9 protein-coding genes, 1 tRNA gene, 1 other RNA gene and 2 pseudogenes are annotated in these 17455 nt (G+C 63.5%); 9 read left to right on the plus strand and 4 right to left on the minus strand.

The genetic code is table 11. From position 1 onward, the window contains the following. Positions 1–173 precede the first annotated feature (173 nt). Entirely contained in the window at positions 174–695 is a 522-nt protein-coding gene (locus tag CW348_RS01195; RefSeq protein WP_394355882.1) for a PucR family transcriptional regulator, read from the plus strand. 100 nt (positions 696–795) lie between these two features. Beyond that, positions 796–3024, plus strand: a complete 2229-nt coding sequence (locus tag CW348_RS01200; protein WP_104613097.1) for a WD40 repeat domain-containing serine/threonine protein kinase — start codon at positions 796–798, stop codon at positions 3022–3024. A 163-nt stretch (positions 3025–3187) separates the two neighbouring features. Here CW348_RS01200 and CW348_RS01205 read toward each other — a convergent pair whose 3' ends face one another. The 3 genes from CW348_RS01205 to CW348_RS01215 all read right to left on the minus strand — a co-directional run bounded on the left by CW348_RS01205 (position 3188) and on the right by CW348_RS01215 (position 6907). After that, the gene (locus tag CW348_RS01205; protein ID WP_011290502.1) at positions 3188–3811 is read right to left on the minus strand and encodes a class I SAM-dependent methyltransferase; all 624 of its coding nucleotides are present in this window, start codon (positions 3809–3811) and stop codon (positions 3188–3190) included. Positions 3812–4262: 451 nt separating this feature from the next. Further along, on the minus strand, positions 4263–5879 hold the full coding sequence (locus CW348_RS01210; RefSeq protein WP_011290501.1) for a hypothetical protein: 1617 nt from the start codon (positions 5877–5879) through the stop codon (positions 4263–4265). Next, positions 5876–6907 carry a hypothetical protein gene (locus CW348_RS01215; RefSeq protein ID WP_104613098.1) on the minus strand — a complete coding sequence of 344 codons (1032 nt, stop codon included), beginning with the start codon at positions 6905–6907 and terminating at the stop codon, positions 5876–5878. The genes CW348_RS01210 and CW348_RS01215 overlap by 4 nt, the downstream gene beginning before the upstream one ends. Positions 6908–8737: 1830 nt before the next feature. On the opposite strand from CW348_RS01215, the gene CW348_RS01220 reads away from it, so the two are divergent. Next, positions 8738–8905, plus strand: a complete 168-nt coding sequence (locus CW348_RS01220) for a hypothetical protein (RefSeq protein ID WP_155983522.1) — start codon at positions 8738–8740, stop codon at positions 8903–8905. A gap of 34 nt (positions 8906–8939) precedes the next feature. Here CW348_RS01220 and CW348_RS01225 read toward each other — a convergent pair. Next, positions 8940–9024: transfer RNA gene (locus tag CW348_RS01225), tRNA-Ser, on the minus strand. Between the two features lie 125 nt (positions 9025–9149). On the opposite strand from CW348_RS01225, the gene ffs reads away from it, so the two are divergent. The 6 genes and pseudogenes from ffs to dnaE all read left to right on the plus strand — a co-directional run bounded on the left by ffs (position 9150) and on the right by dnaE (position 17427). Further along, an RNA gene (gene ffs / locus CW348_RS01230) (signal recognition particle sRNA small type) lies at positions 9150–9245 on the plus strand. Between the two features lie 129 nt (positions 9246–9374). Next, a complete protein-coding gene (locus tag CW348_RS01235; RefSeq protein ID WP_104613099.1) occupies positions 9375–11453 on the plus strand; it encodes a DNA polymerase III subunit gamma and tau in 2079 nt (692 codons plus the stop codon). Positions 11454–11805: 352 nt separating this feature from the next. Beyond that, a pseudogene (locus CW348_RS01240) lies at positions 11806–12165 on the plus strand (AAA family ATPase); the annotation flags it as partial. A gap of 362 nt (positions 12166–12527) precedes the next feature. Next, positions 12528–12971 carry an ATP/GTP-binding protein gene (locus CW348_RS01245; protein WP_258076929.1) on the plus strand — a complete coding sequence of 148 codons (444 nt, stop codon included), beginning with the start codon at positions 12528–12530 and terminating at the stop codon, positions 12969–12971. 22 nt (positions 12972–12993) lie between these two features. Beyond that, positions 12994–13560 (plus strand): annotated as a pseudogene (locus tag CW348_RS15905) (RloB family protein). Between the two features lie 300 nt (positions 13561–13860). Then, entirely contained in the window at positions 13861–17427 is a 3567-nt protein-coding gene (gene dnaE, locus CW348_RS01260) for a DNA polymerase III subunit alpha (protein WP_011290494.1), read from the plus strand. Positions 17428–17455 lie beyond the last annotated feature (28 nt).

Raw genomic sequence — 17455 nt, forward strand, 5'->3', positions numbered from 1 at the left:
AACGCCAGACGCACACAGACCACCGCAACCGTCTGTCGGCGGCCCGCGCAAAGTGTGAGCAACCCCCGCCCCCCCCCCGCCCCCCCCCCCCCCCGCGCCCCCCCCCCAACCCCCACCCCCCCCCCCCCCCCCCGTGCTCCGCCCCCCGCCTCGTCGACGACACCAGCACCCCCGTGCGCGCCATCCTCGCCGACCAAGGCACCCACCACGCCCACCTGGAACTCCTCGACAACCTGCACGCCGCCGGATGGCTCGCCGCACTCAGCCGCCCCGTGCCCGGCAGCGCACTCGCCGACGCCGACCAAGAAGCCGCGATGCTTCTCATCCGCGCCCACGCCACCGGCCGCCCCCTCCTGCCCGAAACCCAGCCCGACCCCCTCGAAACCCTCCTCGAAACCGACGAAGCCCGCGCCGCAGCCCGCACCCTCCTCGGCCCGCTCGCCGGAAACGACAGCACCTCCCGCACCCTGCGCACCACCCTCCGCGCCTGGCTCGCCCACCACGGCAGCTGGGACCGGACCGCCGCCGACCTCGGCGCCCACCGCAACAGCGTCCGCTACCGCATCAGCCGCATCGAACGCGACCTCGGCATCGACCTGTCCGACCCGGAACAGCGAATGCGCATGTGGTTTGCGCTGTCCCGATTCCCCGACGACACCCCCACCCACCCGACACAAAGGGACATATCACGATGAGGTGAAAGAAATTCACCGCCATCGTGGGGAAGAAAGGTTCTTGACATAATGCTGTGTGGGCACGATCGTGGCGGTCAGCGCGGTTACGGCGAGGAGGGAATTGATAGAGCCGTTGCAGCCCGGCGACCCCGGGCGGATCGGTCCCTACCGGCTCGTCAGCCGACTAGGCGCGGGAGGAATGGGGCAGGTATTCCTCGCCCGCTCCCCTGGAGGGCGACCGGTAGTGGTCAAAGTCATCCTGCCCGAATACGCCAACGACGACGAATACCGCATTCGTTTCGCGCGTGAAGTCGAAGCTGCCCGCCGCGTCGGCGGCTTCCACACCGCCCAAGTCATCGACGCCGACCCCACCGCCGACCCGCCGTGGATGGCCACCGCCTACATCCCCGGCCCCTCCCTGCGGAAAGCCGTCACCGAACGCGGCCCCCTCTACGGAAACAACCTGCGCACCCTCGCTGCCGGACTCGTCGAAGGCCTCGCCGCCATCCACGCGTGCGGCCTCGTCCACCGCGACTTCAAACCCAGCAACATCGTCCTCGCCGCCGACGGCCCCCGTGTCATCGACTTCGGCGTCGCCCGCCCCCTCGACAGCAGCGTCATGACCCAAAGCGGCGCCGTCATCGGCACCCTCGCCTACATGTCCCCCGAACAAACCGACGGCAGCCAAGTCGGGCCCGCCAGCGACGTGTTCTCCCTCGGCACCGTGCTCGCCTTCGCCGCCACCGGACGGTCCCCGTTCATGGCCGACTCCATCGGCGAAATCATCGCGCGCATCTCCGGACCGCCTCCCGAACTCCCCGAACTCCCCGACGACCTGCGGGAACTCGTCTACGCATGCTGGGAGCAGAACCCTGACTTGCGGCCCACCACGGCCGAACTCCTCGCCCAGCTCAGCACCGACCACACCGGCGACGACTGGCCCCCGCCCCACTTGAGCGACCTGATCGGCTCAATGCTCCCACTCGGGGCAACCACCTCCCCCAACCCGTCGCTCGCCATCGAACCGCCACCCCCCTCCCACGGCCCCCCGCGGCCGTCCGAACCGCTGCCCGACCCCGGGGACGACGCCGACGAACCCTCTGCGGAGAAACCCAGTCGGACCCTTCCGGAACCGGAGCCGCCGGAACTGGAAGAAAACCCCATCCAGGTCATCCACGAACCGGAACGCCCTGCACCCACCCCGCCCCGCCCCCGCGAACCCGCCAGAGGGGCGATAAAACCGAAAAATCCCCGCCCGGCAGCGCCCCAACCCCCCTGGTCCCCGCCCCGGGTCCAGCCACCCCGGTGGAAACAACTCATCACGAAGAAACCCGTGGCCGGCATCCTCACCGCAGTCGCCACGGCCGGCCTCGTCGTGTCCTTCCTCGTCTGGCAGTGGACACTCCCCGAGACCCCGCTGCGCCCCGACAGCAGCACCGCCCCCTCAGAGTCCGCTGACCCGCACGAACTCAACGAGCCTCGCATCCTCACCACCGACCGGGAAGCGGTTGCCGTCGCATTCAGCCCCGGCGGATCCCTCCTCGCCAGCGGCAGCGGCGACAAACTCATCCACGTGTGGGACGTGGCAAGCGGCGACGAACTCCACACCCTGGAAGGCCACACCGACTGGGTGCGTGCCGTCGCGTTCAGCCCCGACGGCGCCCTCCTCGCCAGCGGCAGCGACGACGCCACCGTGCGGCTGTGGGACGTGGCCGCCGCAGAAGAACGAGCCGTTTTCGAAGGACACACCCACTACGTGCTGGACATCGCGTTCAGCCCCGACGGCTCGATGGTGGCCAGCGGTAGCAGAGACGGCACCGCCCGGCTGTGGAACGTCGCCACCGGGACAGAACACGCCGTCCTCAAAGGGCACACCGACTACGTCTACGCTGTCGCGTTCAGCCCCGACGGCTCGATGGTGGCCAGCGGCAGCAGAGACGGCACCATCCGCCTGTGGGATGTCGCCACCGGAAAAGAACGCGACGTGCTGCAAGCACCCGCCGAGAATGTCGTCTCCCTCGCGTTCAGCCCCGACGGGAGCATGCTCGTCCACGGCAGCGACAGCACCGTCCACCTGTGGGACGTAGCCAGCGGCGAAGCACTGCACACCTTCGAAGGCCACACCGACTGGGTGCGTGCTGTCGCGTTCAGCCCCGACGGCGCCCTCCTCACCAGCGGCAGCGACGACCGCACCATCCGCCTGTGGGATGTCGCCGCCCAGGAAGAACACACAACCCTGGAAGGGCACACCGAGCCCGTCCACTCCGTAGCCTTCCACCCGGAAGGCACCACGCTAGCCAGCGCAAGCGAAGACGGCACTATCCGTATCTGGCCCATCGCCACGGAATAACCCCGTGCCTGCTCCTCCCCAGTCCGGCACTCTGTCAGCCCGGTTTTCTGTCCCGGCCCTCGGAACTGGCAGGGAAACACTCTGGTGCCCGAGTCCTCGACAGGCCCCTCTCTACTGAGGAGAGCACACCTCAAGACAGTTCAGTTCGGTGTGTCTGTTCCCGTCAGGCAGAGCGGTGCACCACGACGAGAGAGTCGACCGCGGTCCGCGGCCCCTCCTCCGTAGCGACCTCACGGGTCACATATCCGGCGCGCTCCACCTGGACCGCGAACCCTTCCCCAGCAGCGATCTCAGCCACCGCCATGGCGATGTCCTCAGGGATGTGCAAAACCTTCGGATCCTGCGGCCCGCCCACGCCGCGCGTGAGATTCTCCAAAGCGTGGCCCACACTCACCAGCCGACCCCTCGGAGCCACGGCCCGCACCGCCTCGGTGAGCGCGCGCCGCCAATCGCCGGGAGGCAGTTGGAGATAGCTGAGAAGCACCAAGTCGTAGCCTTCACGCCGAGGCGCGGGGTTGCGGGCATCGGCGCACAGCCACTCCACTTCCACACCACGTTCCCGGGCGAGCTTCTTCCCCCGTTCCACAGCAACCGCGGAAAAGTCGCTGGCCGTCACCTGCCAACCCTGCTCTGCAAGCCACACCGCGTTACGGCCCTCGCCCGCAGCCACATCCAAGGCCCGTCCCGGAGGTAAATCAGCGACGACCTCGACAACGAACCGGTTGGGCTCCACACCCCACACCAGTTCCTGCTCCCGGTAGCGCTGGTCCCACTCATGAGCGTCCATGCCCTCCCTTCTACCCGGTGCCCCCTCACAGGGAGGATGTCATCGACATATGCAGCCCCTGATGGCCACGTTCCATCATGGCTCGGTCAAAACAGGTTGGTGAGCACTGGCGACAGAGCACTGCCCTGGTATAAGCGTCGACCTCGCTTCATGGGCCCGGTGCGCGGCCAGGCCTACTGCTCGTCGGGTGACGAACTTCGGCACCAGCAGGCACAGTTCAACGTCAGGAACTAGCTCACGTACTCGGGTCACCACGAGTCAGCGCAGAATCCTCTCAAAGTAGTCCTCGATATCGGCGCGCACCACCCACCTGTTGCTCGCCTCCCGAGCTATTGCCAGCGCATGTACGGCGTCTCCACCCCAAACCTTTGCGATAGGCGAAACTCCACAGCAGCGCCGGGTCCAAATCCAGTTCAATGGCTTCCGGAACCGCGCATTCCACACCCTTGAGCTACATGTCCTTACGCCAGCGAGTGTGGGTGAGCGGTGCGGTGATGGGACGGTCGTCCCACAGGATTTGGGAGAACACGCCTGCTGCCAGACACCAGGCGGTCGCCTGAACGAGAGTGATGACGCCTGCACGGCTGTGGGCGGCCCAGCCTTGGGCGAGTTCTGCGCCGTTCTCGCTGAAGACGGGAACCACCCAGGCCAAACCCAGCAGGGAAACTATGAGGGCGTGCAGGGCGCCGACCAGTAAAACCATGAAAGAGCGGCCTAAGGCGCTCCGCCAGTCGATTCCGTTGTTGCGGGCGGTGGTTAACAGGTAGGCGTAGGCGGCAGCGCTCAGCAGGACCGTGGCCCAGAGCGGGCCCAGCGGGGGTGACACAGGTTGGGACCCTGAGGAGATGTCGGGAAGAGCGTCACCGAATGCGGCATGCCACCACGAAGGGTGCATAGCGGTGAGCATGAACAGGCCGATTGCTGCGGCGGCGGGCATCCGCAGCAGCAACGGCAGCGCCCATACACGGCCGTGCACAATAATGCCGGCTATCCCCAGCAGACAGCAGCCCCCAGCTACTACCGCGGCCCAAGTAAGAGTGGGACAACCTATCAACTTAGGCCGGAACAGCGCGACGATCACCAGCAACAATGTGGCAAGGGCCGACACACTGGTACAGAAGGCTATGCCCACTCTGCACCTACGCTCCTGAGTGATCGCCATGGCTACGCGTAACGTATCCCAGAGCCGGAAACGCGGCAGGAGGTGACGTTCAGCAAGGTTGGACATAATGCGCTTGTCGTCCTGCTTCAGCGTTCGGCATTTTCTCTCTTTTTTCTTGTGTTTGTGATCGTTACCCAGTGCATTCAAACGATCGGTGGACACGCCCAGTAGAGGACCACAACGACCGCTATCGAATAGTAGCGCTGTGATCTCCTGCTCTAGCTCAGAAGAGTCCGCATGGCTGAGTACTGTATGGGATTCGTAGTGGTCGAGACACTCCACCCAGATACGCCGCGCCTCGATGCTGCGTGTAGTGAACAGGTGTTCTGTATCGCTTCCAGGGGTGGCACCGAACACATAAGGAGCAGCAGTAGCTATCTGCTCCTCTGAATCATCCCGGGACCGGTAGACCTCGAGGAACGCTATACAGCGCTGCCGCGCGGCGACGGGGAGCAGGATGTCCAGTTCAGTGTCGATGAACCCTTTGGGTTTGATCTCGTCCAAACGGGCTATGCATCGCCACACCGCTTCCACGGTCCAGCACCAGGCGATCCACTGCTTATGTGCTCCCCATTCGCCATACTGCTCATTCGCCGCAGCAACGAGGGCAAGTGGTGAGTACAAGGCAGCCAAGAGCAAGGCGCGATTTTCAGCCAGCAGCCCGGTGATAGTACGGAGGCGGTCTTCTATCGTATCCGGTGACCGGTCAGAGCTCGTGTTGTGGATACGCAGGTGCGATACTAGTTCGTATTCCCTAATCAGCTCCTTGGCCTGTTGAAGGAGCCGAGCATCCCTGTCTCTGTTTCCATTGATCCGGGCCCTCTGGAACACGTCACCGAGAGCGGAACGCTCCCGCTCGAAGAAGGCGCCATGTACCCTGTCTTGCCAGGTAGAATTCGCAATCATTGCGGCACAGACTCTGTCGGAATACCAAACAGCTCGCACATACCCTGACCGAACGCAGTCAGGCGATATTCCTTCCCTCTTATTTCATAGGCATATCCCTCAAAAAAATTGGTTTCTAGATTTTTTGTTTTTCCATCCTTGTAGAACGGTTTGAGTTCATGGCGAACCTGACGGACCTCGAGCCGTCGAAGCGGAAGCTGGAAAGGCTTTCGAGATGTTTCGTGCATGATCCATGCCGATACATCCTCACCCAGACTGCGCACCCATTCGGCTAGAGCGACAAGATAGGGAATAGTGGCTTTATATCCTCCGGAGAGGTAGAAGCGGATTTCTTCTCGAGGTTGGATGATCCGCTTCACTTTTTCCAACATAGATTCGGGAGGAGCAACAAGCAAGCGGCCCAGACGTCCCATAATCTTCATGGGTTCCCGAAACGCCTGGTCGGAGTTGAAGGCATCCAATCCGGGAATTCGAAGAATGTGGATGCATCCGATTGCCGTCTTGTCCAATCGGGCGTTTTCGTCGAGATCAGACAGATAGCGAATTCGACGGATGTCGCCGTTTGCCAGTGCGATTGCGTTCCACCAGGCAGCTGCGATACCTTTATCCGTGTCGGTGGCAAGGAGAAATACCGTGTCTTTTCTAGAAGGGAGGAACTCTTCCTTCTTCTTTGCGGAAGAAATCTCAATGGCTGCTTGGCGTAGGGTGTCCAATTCTGCTGACACGCCCCGGTAGCGGATCCACTCTCCGACGTTGATCCTGTCAGCGATCTCCTGGAGCTCATCCCGTTCCGGAGAATCCGCTGCGGATCCCGTTTCGAACATAGCCTCCATGACATCTTTTGGCTTTTTTCCGGGGTAGATGGATTCGAGGTAGCCAGAGGCCTGCACCTGCTTGATCAGTTCAGTCCACGGAAAATCCTGTTCGATCGGATTTGGCCCGGCCGGTTCTTCAACAAACTTCAATTTTTCGATTTTTGCGAGGTTGCCAATGATACTCAGCCCGACGGGGGCGATGTGGACGGTCATTTTTCCTCCTCAGCGTTGATATATCCGTATCCGGAGCTGACTTTGACGCCGCTCCCGAGTTCAATCACGGCCTCGGCTAGCTACTGGGCGGCCTACGCGGTTGCCTGCTCGCTGTCGCCGACGACCGCGGCGTTGAACCACCCCACAGACACTGTCAGGAAGTGCGCTGGAACGGGCTGGTGGTATTCGGCATGTGGAGGGATGCCACGGTTAGCCCGGGGGTCGGCGGTCGCGTCGTAGGGCTTGGTGTGGGGGTGAGCATGTCCTTGGCGACAGTGACAAGGGAGTCGTTCCACGCGGGGTCGAGCGCGATCGCATCAGCGGATACGCCGGGGATGGCGGGCAGGGGTGTGCGGCCGAGGGCATGGTTTTGCAGGTGAGGTGGCCTAGCGCGATCGTGGAGGTCACCCAGGCGAACGCGCGCTGCAGGGTGGGTTCGGGAAGCGCCACGTGTGTGGCTTCCCACTGTTGCGCGTAGTCGCTGACCTCAAGTCCGGCCATACTCCGGGAGACTCCCGGGATGCCAGGGACTTTGATAACGCGGCCGGACACGCAAGCCATCCAGGATTTCCAGGTTTCGCGTACTGCCTGCACTGCGGAGCGGACTCGGCCCTGTCCTCTCCCTGCCGCCGGCAGTGCCGCGATCCGGTTCGGCATGCCCTCCGGGTCCGCTGCCGCGGGCAGCAGCTCCTCTGGGTTGAATTGGCGTGCCACTCTGGCAGCCGATTGCGCCATGATGCGGCTGACGTTCGCCGGATCGGCGGTGCTGTGCACTTCAGTGATGGACCGCTGCACCCCGGTCAGACCGATGACGACGAGATTTTTTCTTGGATTCATCCAGCCAAGTCCTCCGCCGGCCACTGACAGTCCCAACTTAGAGCTGATTGGGCGCTTCCATCCCTCGAATAGCCAGAAATACCCAAAATTGATGCCGAAAGGGATCAGACACCGAGGAGTGTATGTACAGGAATCCCCTGTCCCTTGCTGGGAATGATCGACGGTGGATATGAGGTCTGCGGGAGTCTGTTCTTGTGTTCGGTGGTGGCTCCCGGGTGTCTCCGCCGCGTCGATCCCGCCCGTGCTGATTCGTTTTCCCTGGTCAAAGGAGTGTGGCGAGGGTGAAAGGTAGGCGGGATCTCTAGCGCTTGACTGTTGTGGAGTTCTTGCCGCAGTCAGTATGCCTTTCTGGGCTCTCTGTCAGGTTCAAGGCGCTCTCAGTACCTTTCGTGCGCCAGGGTGGGCGGTAAGGGGCACTGGTGGACAGCGTCTCGGTCGAGCATGTCCGCGCGCCGCAGACACTATTGCCGTTCGCAGGCGAGGAAATAAAAAGGACAGTAGCTCGGGAGATTAATGGTTGGCGTGGAATCACTTTCTGTTGTCCTAGTACCGCACTTTGAATCCCCTGGTGTGCAGGGGAGTCCTTGGTCTTCTTTCAGAGAGGGCGCGGGTATTACGTAATTTCGGACACTGTCGCGGAATGATCTGGCATTCCGATTTCCGACCACCGAGGCGGCTACTGCCGCGGCCAACCTCGAGAAGCTTCCCGCTGAGCGTGGAGGTGTCCTGGTGGTTTCCCGCGGAGGCACGATGAGGAATCCACAGCCTGTGGATATTCCGCAGCTACCGCGAGGATCTCGGGTGTCCTCCCACTGCAGCGGTCCTCCTCTGTCACGGCCAGGCCAGGCTGGACTCTTTCGGGACACCACGCCGCGGTCGCGTAGCGTTTTCAGCCTCTCGAACGACGACCCCGCCGCGTCAGGCAGCTGGGGCAGCTGCTGCATGGACCACTGCATCAGGATCAGACCTGCCCCAAAGAGGGAAAGCAGCGGCATGCACGCCTACATGGGCGGACACCGGATGCTGCCCACTGCGGACAACGCCGGAGAGCGACGCTGGTTGCAGGCCTGGGAAGACCGCCGTGGCGGGGCCTGGACTGCTTTGGAACAGGCCGGATGGAAGAGTGAACTCGTCCTAGACGACGACGGGGTCCGGAGTTAAGAACTCCGGACCCCGTCCTGCCTCTCAGGCGAAGCGGAGGATAAGGGATTCGAACCCTTGAGGGGTTGCCCCCAACACGCTTTCCAAGCGTGCGCCCTAGGCCACTAGGCGAATCCTCCGCGGACCACTCTACATGGAAACGGGCACTATGCCGAACTGATATCCCGCTCCTGCGCGAAACCGCTGATCGGCGCGGGTGCAAGACCCGGTTCGCGAAACCGGGAGGGGGCCTATAGACTCTGGGTCAGGCCCCTCGTGCGGCGTCATCCTACGAACCTCCCCAGGGCCGGAAGGCAGCAAGGATAAGTAGGCTCTGACGGGTGCGCGGGGGGTCCTTCGCGTTTGAGCCACCGATCACGCGGAACAGCCCGGACTGTCACCGGAACCGGGTTGAATAGGTGGTTGGAGATACCACCGAGGAGCCTGTGACCCCACAGCGCTGGTCCGCGGAGGGAGCAGTGAGCGCGCCGTGAGCATCGCCCTGTACCGCAAATACCGTCCCGCGACCTTCGCTGAAGTACGCGGCCAAGAGCATGTCACTGAACCCCTGCGTCAGGCGTTGCGGAACGGGCGGGTGAACCACGCCTACCTGTTCAGCGGTCCACGCGGCTGCGGGAAGACCTCCAGCGCGCGGATTTTGGCTCGGTCGCTGAACTGTGCGAAAGGTCCCACGCCTGACCCGTGCGGGGAGTGCGACTCGTGCGTAGCGCTGGCCCCCGACGGCGGCGGCAGTATCGACGTCATCGAGATCGACGCCGCCTCCCACGGTGGTGTCGACGACGCCCGTGACCTGCGGGAGCGCGCGTTCTTTGCGCCGGTGAACTCGCGGTACAAGGTCTACATCATCGACGAGGCGCACATGGTGACCCGGGAAGGGTTCAACGCGCTACTCAAACTCGTCGAGGAACCGCCGCCGCATTTGAAGTTCGTGTTCGCCACGACCGAGCCGGAGAAAGTGATCGGCACGATCCGGTCACGCACCCACCACTACCCGTTCCGGCTGATTCCGCCGAACACGCTGCGGGAGCTCATCGAGGAGATCCTCAACGAGGAGAAGGTGCCCTACGACCCCGCGGCGCTGCCGCTGGTGATCCGCGCCGGTGGGGGGTCTGCGCGGGACACACTGTCCATCCTCGACCAGCTTCTCGCGGGTTCTGACGAGCGGGGCATCACCCGGGAGGCCGCGGTGCAGCTGCTCGGCTACACCGACTCCAGCCTGCTGGGGGAGATGGTGGACGCGCTGGGCGCAGGCGACGGCGCAGCCGTGTTCGAGCTGATCGACCGGGTGGTCGAGGGCGGGCATGATCCGCGCCGGTTCGCCGCCGACTTGTTGGAGCGGGTCCGCGACCTGGTGGTACTCAACGCGGTGCCGGACGCGTTGGACAAGGGTCTGATCAACGTGCCGCCCGATGCGGTGGAGCAGATGCGGGAGCAGGCGAGCCGTCTCGGTGCGGCCCAGTTGACGCGTGCCGCGGAGATCCTCAACAAGGGTCTCACCGAGATGCGGGGGACGACGTCGCCGCGGCTGCTGCTGGAGTTGATGTGCTCTCGGATTCTGCTCCCCGGAGTCGACCCTGGGGACGAGCTGGCGTTGGCAGCCCGGTTGGAACGGTTGGAGCGCAACGGTATAGCGGCTGCTCCGGCCGCTCCCGCGGTGTCTCCCCCCGCAGCGGGCACGCCTGCTGCAGCGCCGCCGTCCACCCCTGCGGCTGCGCCCCGGCCTAGCACGGCTGAGCCGAGGCCACCGCAGCCGCCCGCGCCCTCGGCACGCCCCCATCCGGCTCCGGCTGCTGCAGACGACTGGGGCGCTCCCCGACGGCCCAGCCAGCCCGCACCGGCTGCTCCCCAACCCGCGGCCCCTGGCCCAGCAGGGGAGGGGTCGTTTGATGACCGGTGGCCGCACATCGTGGAGTATTTGGCGAGTAATCGGAAGCGGGCCGCGCACGCCATCGTCCGCGACGGGGTGCACGCCACTCTGCTGCAGGGGCGCACCCTCACCCTGTTCTTTGAGACTGAAGGACTGATGCGCAGCTTTGTCACGGGCGGGCGGGCCCGGGACATTGCTGAGGCCGTGCACCGCGTGTTCGGTCTCGAAGTGGCCGTGGAAGCAAAGACGGGGCATCCCGGCAATGTGCGGCAGGCGCCCCCGCAGGCTCCGATGTCTCGTCCGCCGCAGCCGGTTGCCCAGTCCACCCCACCTCAGCCGGTCCAGCCTTCTACTGCCCAGCCGCCTGGCGAACCGCGGGACGCTCGGGCGGCAGCGGAAACCGGTTGGGACGCCCCGGCCGCTGTCCCCCCGTCGACGCCTGCCTCCACGCAGGAGCCGGCTCCGGTACCTGAACCAGAACCGGAGCCGCCCTCGGCTGCTGAACCTGCCCCAGCTCCTCCTGCCTCACCGGTGGACGTGTCCCCTGCGGGGGAGGCCGAGGAAACCAATCCGGAGGACACAGCCGACAATGACCTGGATGAGAGCTCGCTCACCGGTGCCGCGCTGATTGAGAAGGAACTGGGCGGCAAGCTCATCGAAGAAATCGACCACACCGACTGAGCGGGAGCACATAGTTTCTTCGCGCAGGTCCTGGACCGATATTCAGTAGTGCCGTTTGAACCCTTGTTACGGAGAAAACCTTCCTGGCAAGGCTTGGAGCGGCATACGATAGGTCCATCACGCTCCGCTCCCTCTTCGTCATACCTCTGTTGGGGAGGCCCTCGATGTTGCTGCGTTTCAGAGTGGCCAACCACCGGTCGATCCGCGAGGAGCAGGAACTGTCTCTCGTCGCGGTCCCCAAACGGGGGGAGGCGAAGCCGAAGGCTCACGAGATCCCGCCCACGGTCCACGTTGCAGGGATCTACGGGCCAACGCCTCGGGAAAATCTAATGTGCTGGATGCCTTGCGGTGGATGAGCGCAGCGGTCAAGTACTCGCACATCCACTGGCAGCCTGATGCCGGGGTGCCAAGGAAGCCGTTCCGGTTGGACGACACCTCTCACGAAGAGCCTTCGTTCTACGAGATCGACTTCGTTTTTGAGGGTGTACGGCACTCCTATGGGTTCGAAGTCACCGACCGCGAAGTCGTGGGAGAGTGGCTTTTCGTGTTCCCGCACGGGCGCCCCAAGCGGCTTTTCGAGCGGGAAGGACCACAGGACTACAAGTTCGGCAAATCCCTCAAAGGGGAATTGCGCCGTATTGAGAAACTTACCCGCCCTAATTCCCTCTACCTGTCGTGCGCGGCGTCGAACAACCACCCCTATCTTTCTTCCATCCACCACTGGATCGGGACTCACATCCGTTTCGCTACGCAGAATTCCTTCGATGAAGGCGTCAGGTTCCGCTTCACCCAGTCTCTGATCGAGGACCCCGGGAGCAAAGGGGCAGAGTACGTCAGCCGGCTCGTACGAGTCGCTGACCTGGGCATCACAGACATCGTCCTTTCCAAAAGAGAAATCGACGGCTTCGAGAAAGAATTCATCTCTTTCATCAGGGAGAGACTCCCCGATATCCCTGAAGAAGAATTCCGCAAGCGAATAGAGCAGCGCCCGCTGTTCATCCACGATTATCGGGAAAACCTCGACCGCTTCCTATCGACGAGGAGAGCGATGGGACGCGTTCGTGGTTTGGTCTCGTGGGATTTGTGCTGCGCGTGCTTGAGGAAGGGGACGTCTTCCTCGTCGACGAGATCGACTCCAGCCTGCACCCGGTCCTCTCGTCCACTCTCATCCGGATGTTCAAAGATCCGGTCATCAATCCCAAGGGTGCACAAATGGTGTTTGCCTCACATGACACCACTCTTCTCGGTACCATGCTGGAAAACAAACTTCTCGAACGGGACGAAGTATGGTTCACCGAGAAGGATGCCCACGGGGCGACCTCCCTCTACTCCCTCGTCGAATTCCATCCGCGGGGCGACGAGAATCCGGAACGGGGCTACCTTCAAGGCAGATACGGCGCTGTGCCCCACGTGAATTTCCAAGAGATCCGGTCGCTCTTCGCCGAACTTCACGGGGCCGCCGGTGAACCGTCCGCGTCGGCTGAAACGGGACCTCCGCCGGAAAGTCAATACGCGTAAAGCCCGCTCGCGTATCCTCGTTGTGTGTGAGGGGGAACGCACCGAAGTCGACTATCTGAAAGGAATCACTTCCTTTTTTGGGGCGCTTCCCGTAGAGGTGGAAGCGGTCGGCTTGGGCAGGGATCCGCTCCAGGTCGTCCAGGAGGCTATTGACCGGTTCCATGAGGCGCGGGTCAATGCTCGGCGGACCAAAGACGCGAACCTCGCCTTTGACGAGGTGTAGTGCCTTGTCGACGTCGACGAGCACACCCGGTTGGAGCAGGCGTTAGCCCTCGGCAGACGCGAAGAGGTCAAGGTCGTCGTCTCCAACCCCTGTTTCGAGTTGTGGCTGCTCTACCACTTCCAAGAGCTGACCAGTGGGGTGCACCGCACCGTGCTCCTCAAGGAGAAACTGCCGAAGTACCTCTCCGGGTACAACAAACGCCTTCCGGTGAACTTTCCCTACGCAGCCCATCCCAAGGCGAAAGCCCGGGCGTTGCGTGCCGCTCCCAAACACACGGAGACCTGTCACAAGGGACCGAACCCCTCCACCACGGTGTGGCTGCTCATCGACGCGATCCGCAACGCCGGGGACGCGAAGCGGCGCTGACCATCCCCTGCGCCCCGCTGTGCCCGTTGGCACCGGGGACAGCGAGGCGCACAAGGGCGTTTGGGGATGGGGCACCCCTGGGTTGGCGAAGGCTTCGGGATGTGCTCTCCTAGCCACTGCAGGAAACACCGGGTTCGGCGTGGCATCCGATAGTCGAGCACGCAGCGTTTCCCCCGGCCCGCGCAGCGCATCTGGGTGCACATCTGTTCGTAAAGAGCTCAGCACAGGGCAGGGAAGAGTCGTAGGCTCAGGTGCCACAGCCGTCTCTTCTCTTTAGTCGCCTTTGGGAGTAGTCGCGTCGTGACGAACGATCCCTTCGTCCACCTTCACGTCCACACCGAGTATTCGATGCTGGACGGTGCCGCCAAGCTCAAGCCGCTGTTCGAGGAAGCTGCCCGGTTGGGCATGCCTGCCGTGGCGATGACGGACCACGGAAACATGTTCGGGTCTTACGAGTTCTGGCAGACCTCCAAGGAGTCGGGGGTCAAGCCGATCATCGGGATCGAGGCGTATGTGGCGCCCGAGTCCCGCTTCCACAAGCAGCGTGTGTTCTGGGGGACGGGAAAGACCGGCGACGAGGCTGCTGAGGGTGGCAAGGACGTTTCTGGCGGCGGCCGCTACCTGCACTTGACCATGTGGGCGCGGAACGCGAAAGGGCTGCGCAACCTGTTCCGGTTGTCGTCGCTCGCGTCTTTCGAGGGCTACTACACCAAACCGCGCATGGACTTGGAGCTGATGGCCCAGTACAGCGAGGGCATCATGGTCACCACCGGGTGCCCGTCGGGTGGGGTGCAGACCCGGCTGCGGCTCGGCCAGGAGCGGGAGGCTATCGAATACGCGGGCAAGCTCCGGGATATTTTCGGTCGCGACTCCGTGTTCGTGGAGTTGATGGACCACGGTCTGGATATTGAGCGGGAAGTCCGCTCCGGCTTGTTGACTGTGGCGAAGAAGCTCGGCCTGCGGCCCGTGGTCACCAACGACTCCCACTATGTGACCGAGGACCAGGCGGCCGCGCATGACGCGCTGCTGGCCGTGGGTGTGGGCAAGAACCTCGACGACCCTACGCGTTTCCGGTTCAACGGCACCGGCTACTACCTCAAAAGCGCAGAAGAGATGCGGTCCCTCAACACGTTCGACGAATGGTTGGAGGGGTGCCGCAACACGCTGTGGATCGCCGAGCAGGTGGAGGACGGCGCATACGACGACGTGTTCCGCCCCCGGGACTTGATGCCGAAGTTCCCGGTGCCGGAAGGGGAGACGCAGGCGAGCTGGCTGCGCAAGGAGATTGAACGCTGCATCCCGAACCGGTACCCCAACGGGCCGAGCCGGGAAGTGCGGGAACGTATCGAACACGAGTTGAGCATCATCGAGCGGATGGGGTTCCCCGCCTACTTCCTGGTGGTGGCGGACATCTGCCAGTACGCGCGGCGTTCGGGGATCGCGCTGGGGCCGGGGCGTGGTTCGGCGACCGGGTCGATGGTGGCCTACGTGCTCGGGATCACCGACTTGGACCCGTTGGAGCACTCGCTGCTATTTGAACGGTTCCTCAACCCCGAGCGTGTGTCGATGCCTGACATCGACTTGGACTTCGACGAACGTAAGCGCGGCGACATGATCCGCTACGTGACGGAACGCTACGGGGAGGACCGGGTCGCGCAGATCCTCACGTTCGGCACGATTAAGGCGAAGGCTGCGATCAAGGACGCGACGCGGATCCTCGGCTACCCGTACGCGCTCGGTGACAAGATCACGAAGGCGTTCCCGCCGGCGGTGGGTGGTAAAGAGATTCCGCTGTCCGCGGTCTTCGACGAAAGCCACCCCCGCTACAACGAGGCGGCTGAGCTGCGGCAGCTCATCGAATCCAACCCGGACGTCCGCAAGGTGTATGAGACTGCAAGCGGTCTGGAAGGGCTGACCCGGGGCACGGGTGTGCACGCGGCGGGTGTGATCCTCTCCGCTGAGCCGCTGCTCGATGTGATCCCGCTGCACAAGCGGGAGACGGACGGGGCCATCATCACAGGCTTCCCCTATCCCCAGTGCGAGGAGATGGGCCTGTTGAAGATGGACTTCCTGGGGTTGCGGAACCTGACGGTCATCGACGACGCGATCCAGAACATCAAGGCCAACGAGGGCAAGGAGATCAACCTGTCCGCCCTGCCGTTGGACAACAAGAAGACGTATGAGCTGCTGTCGCGCGGGGACACGCTCGGTGTGTTCCAGCTTGACGGTGGTCCGATGCGGGCGCTGCTCAAGCGGATGGAGCCGAAGAAGTTCGGTGACATTGCCGCTGTGCTCGCCCTGTACCGGCCGGGTCCGATGGCGGCGAACGCGCACAACGACTATGCGGACCGGTCGAACGGGCGCCAGGAGATCACTCCGATCCACCCGGAGCTGAAGGAGGCGTTGGACCCGATCCTCGCCGAGTCTTTCCACCTGATCGTCTACCAGGAGCAGGTGATGGCGATCGCCCAGCAGCTCGCCGGGTACACGCTGGGCGGCGCGGACTTGTTGCGCCGCGCGATGGGGAAGAAGAAGAAGGAGGCCCTGGAGAAGGAGTACACCAAGTTCTCCGAAGGCATGCTGTCCCGGGGCTTCTCCAAGGAGGCCATGCAGGCCTTGTGGGACGTGATGCTTCCCTTCTCCGGCTACGCGTTCAACAAGTCGCACACGGCCGGGTACGGGATGATTTCTTATTGGACCGCCTATTTGAAGGCGAATCACCCGGCGTCCTACATGGCGGCTCTGCTCACGTCGGTGGCGGACGACAAGGACAAGATGGCTGTCTATCTGGCGGAGTGCCGGAAGATGGGCATCCGGGTGCTGCCGCCGGACGTCAACGAGTCGGGTCTGCAGTTCACCCCGGTCGGCAACGACATCCGTTTCGGGTTGGGCGCGGTCCGCAACGTGGGCGCCAACGTGGTGGAGTCGATCCTCAAGACCCGTGAGGAGAAGGGGAAGTTCACGTCGTTTGTGGACTTCCTGTCGAAGATTGAGCTGACGGTCTGCAACAAGCGGGTCATCGAGTCGCTGATCAAGGCGGGGGCGTTCGACTCGCTCGGCCACTCTCGCCTGGACTTGTACCGGCACCACGAGGCCGCGGTGGATGCGGTGCTCAGTTCGAAGAAGCAGGAGGCGCACGGCCAGTTCGACCTGTTCGGCGGGGGTGACGAGGAGGACGGCGGGGAGAGCGCGCCGCTGGGCTTCTCCATCAACTGGACGGGTGAGGAGTGGGACCGGAAGACCAAGCTCGCGTTTGAGCGGGAGATGCTCGGCTTGTACGTGTCCAGCCATCCTTTGGCGGGGGCCGAGCGGATTCTGGCGCGGGCTAGTGACGCCCCGCTGCTGGACGTGGTGAACGGGGAGCGCCGCAACAACGACGAGGTGCGGATTGCGGGCTTGATCTCCAAGGTGGAGAAGCGCATCAACAAGGCGGGCAACCAGTGGGCGATCGCCACGGTCGAGGATTTGGACGCTTCTATTGAGGCTTTGTTCTTCCCCAAGGTGTATCCGCTGTATGTGGACGCTTTGGTGGAGGACACCGCGGTGTCGATCAAGGGGCGGCTCAACGACCGGGACGGCACCTTCTCCCTCTTCGTGTCCGAGATGTCGATTTTGGACATTTCCCATGTGTCTGAGGGGGAGCCGCCGGTTCTGTTGACTATTCCGGAGAAGAGGGTCACCCGGGAGTTGATCAGCGAGCTGAAGCAGACGCTGCGCAGCCACCGGGGGGACACGCCGGTGCGGATCCGGGTGGACAACCCGCGGCGATCGCGGATTTTCGCGATCGACGACTATCCGGTACGGGTCAGCCCGGAGTTTTCGGGTGAGGTGAAGAGCCTGCTGGGACCGGAGTCGATCACCTACTGATCCCGGTGTGGTGTGGGGGCCTGCCGTC

It is taken from the genome of Thermobifida sp. (assembly GCF_017577275.1).
Lineage (GTDB): Bacteria > Actinomycetota > Actinomycetes > Streptosporangiales > Streptosporangiaceae > Thermobifida > Thermobifida fusca.

Coding starts and splice junctions, on each gene's coding strand:
- CW348_RS01215 (WP_104613098.1), bottom strand. CDS start 6,907: ATGACCGTCCACATCGCCCCCGTCGGGCTGAGTATCATTGGCAACCTC.
- CW348_RS01205 (WP_011290502.1), bottom strand. CDS start 3,811: ATGGACGCTCATGAGTGGGACCAGCGCTACCGGGAGCAGGAACTGGTG.
- CW348_RS01220 (WP_155983522.1), top strand. CDS start 8,738: ATGCACGCCTACATGGGCGGACACCGGATGCTGCCCACTGCGGACAAC.
- CW348_RS01210 (WP_011290501.1), bottom strand. CDS start 5,879: ATGATTGCGAATTCTACCTGGCAAGACAGGGTACATGGCGCCTTCTTC.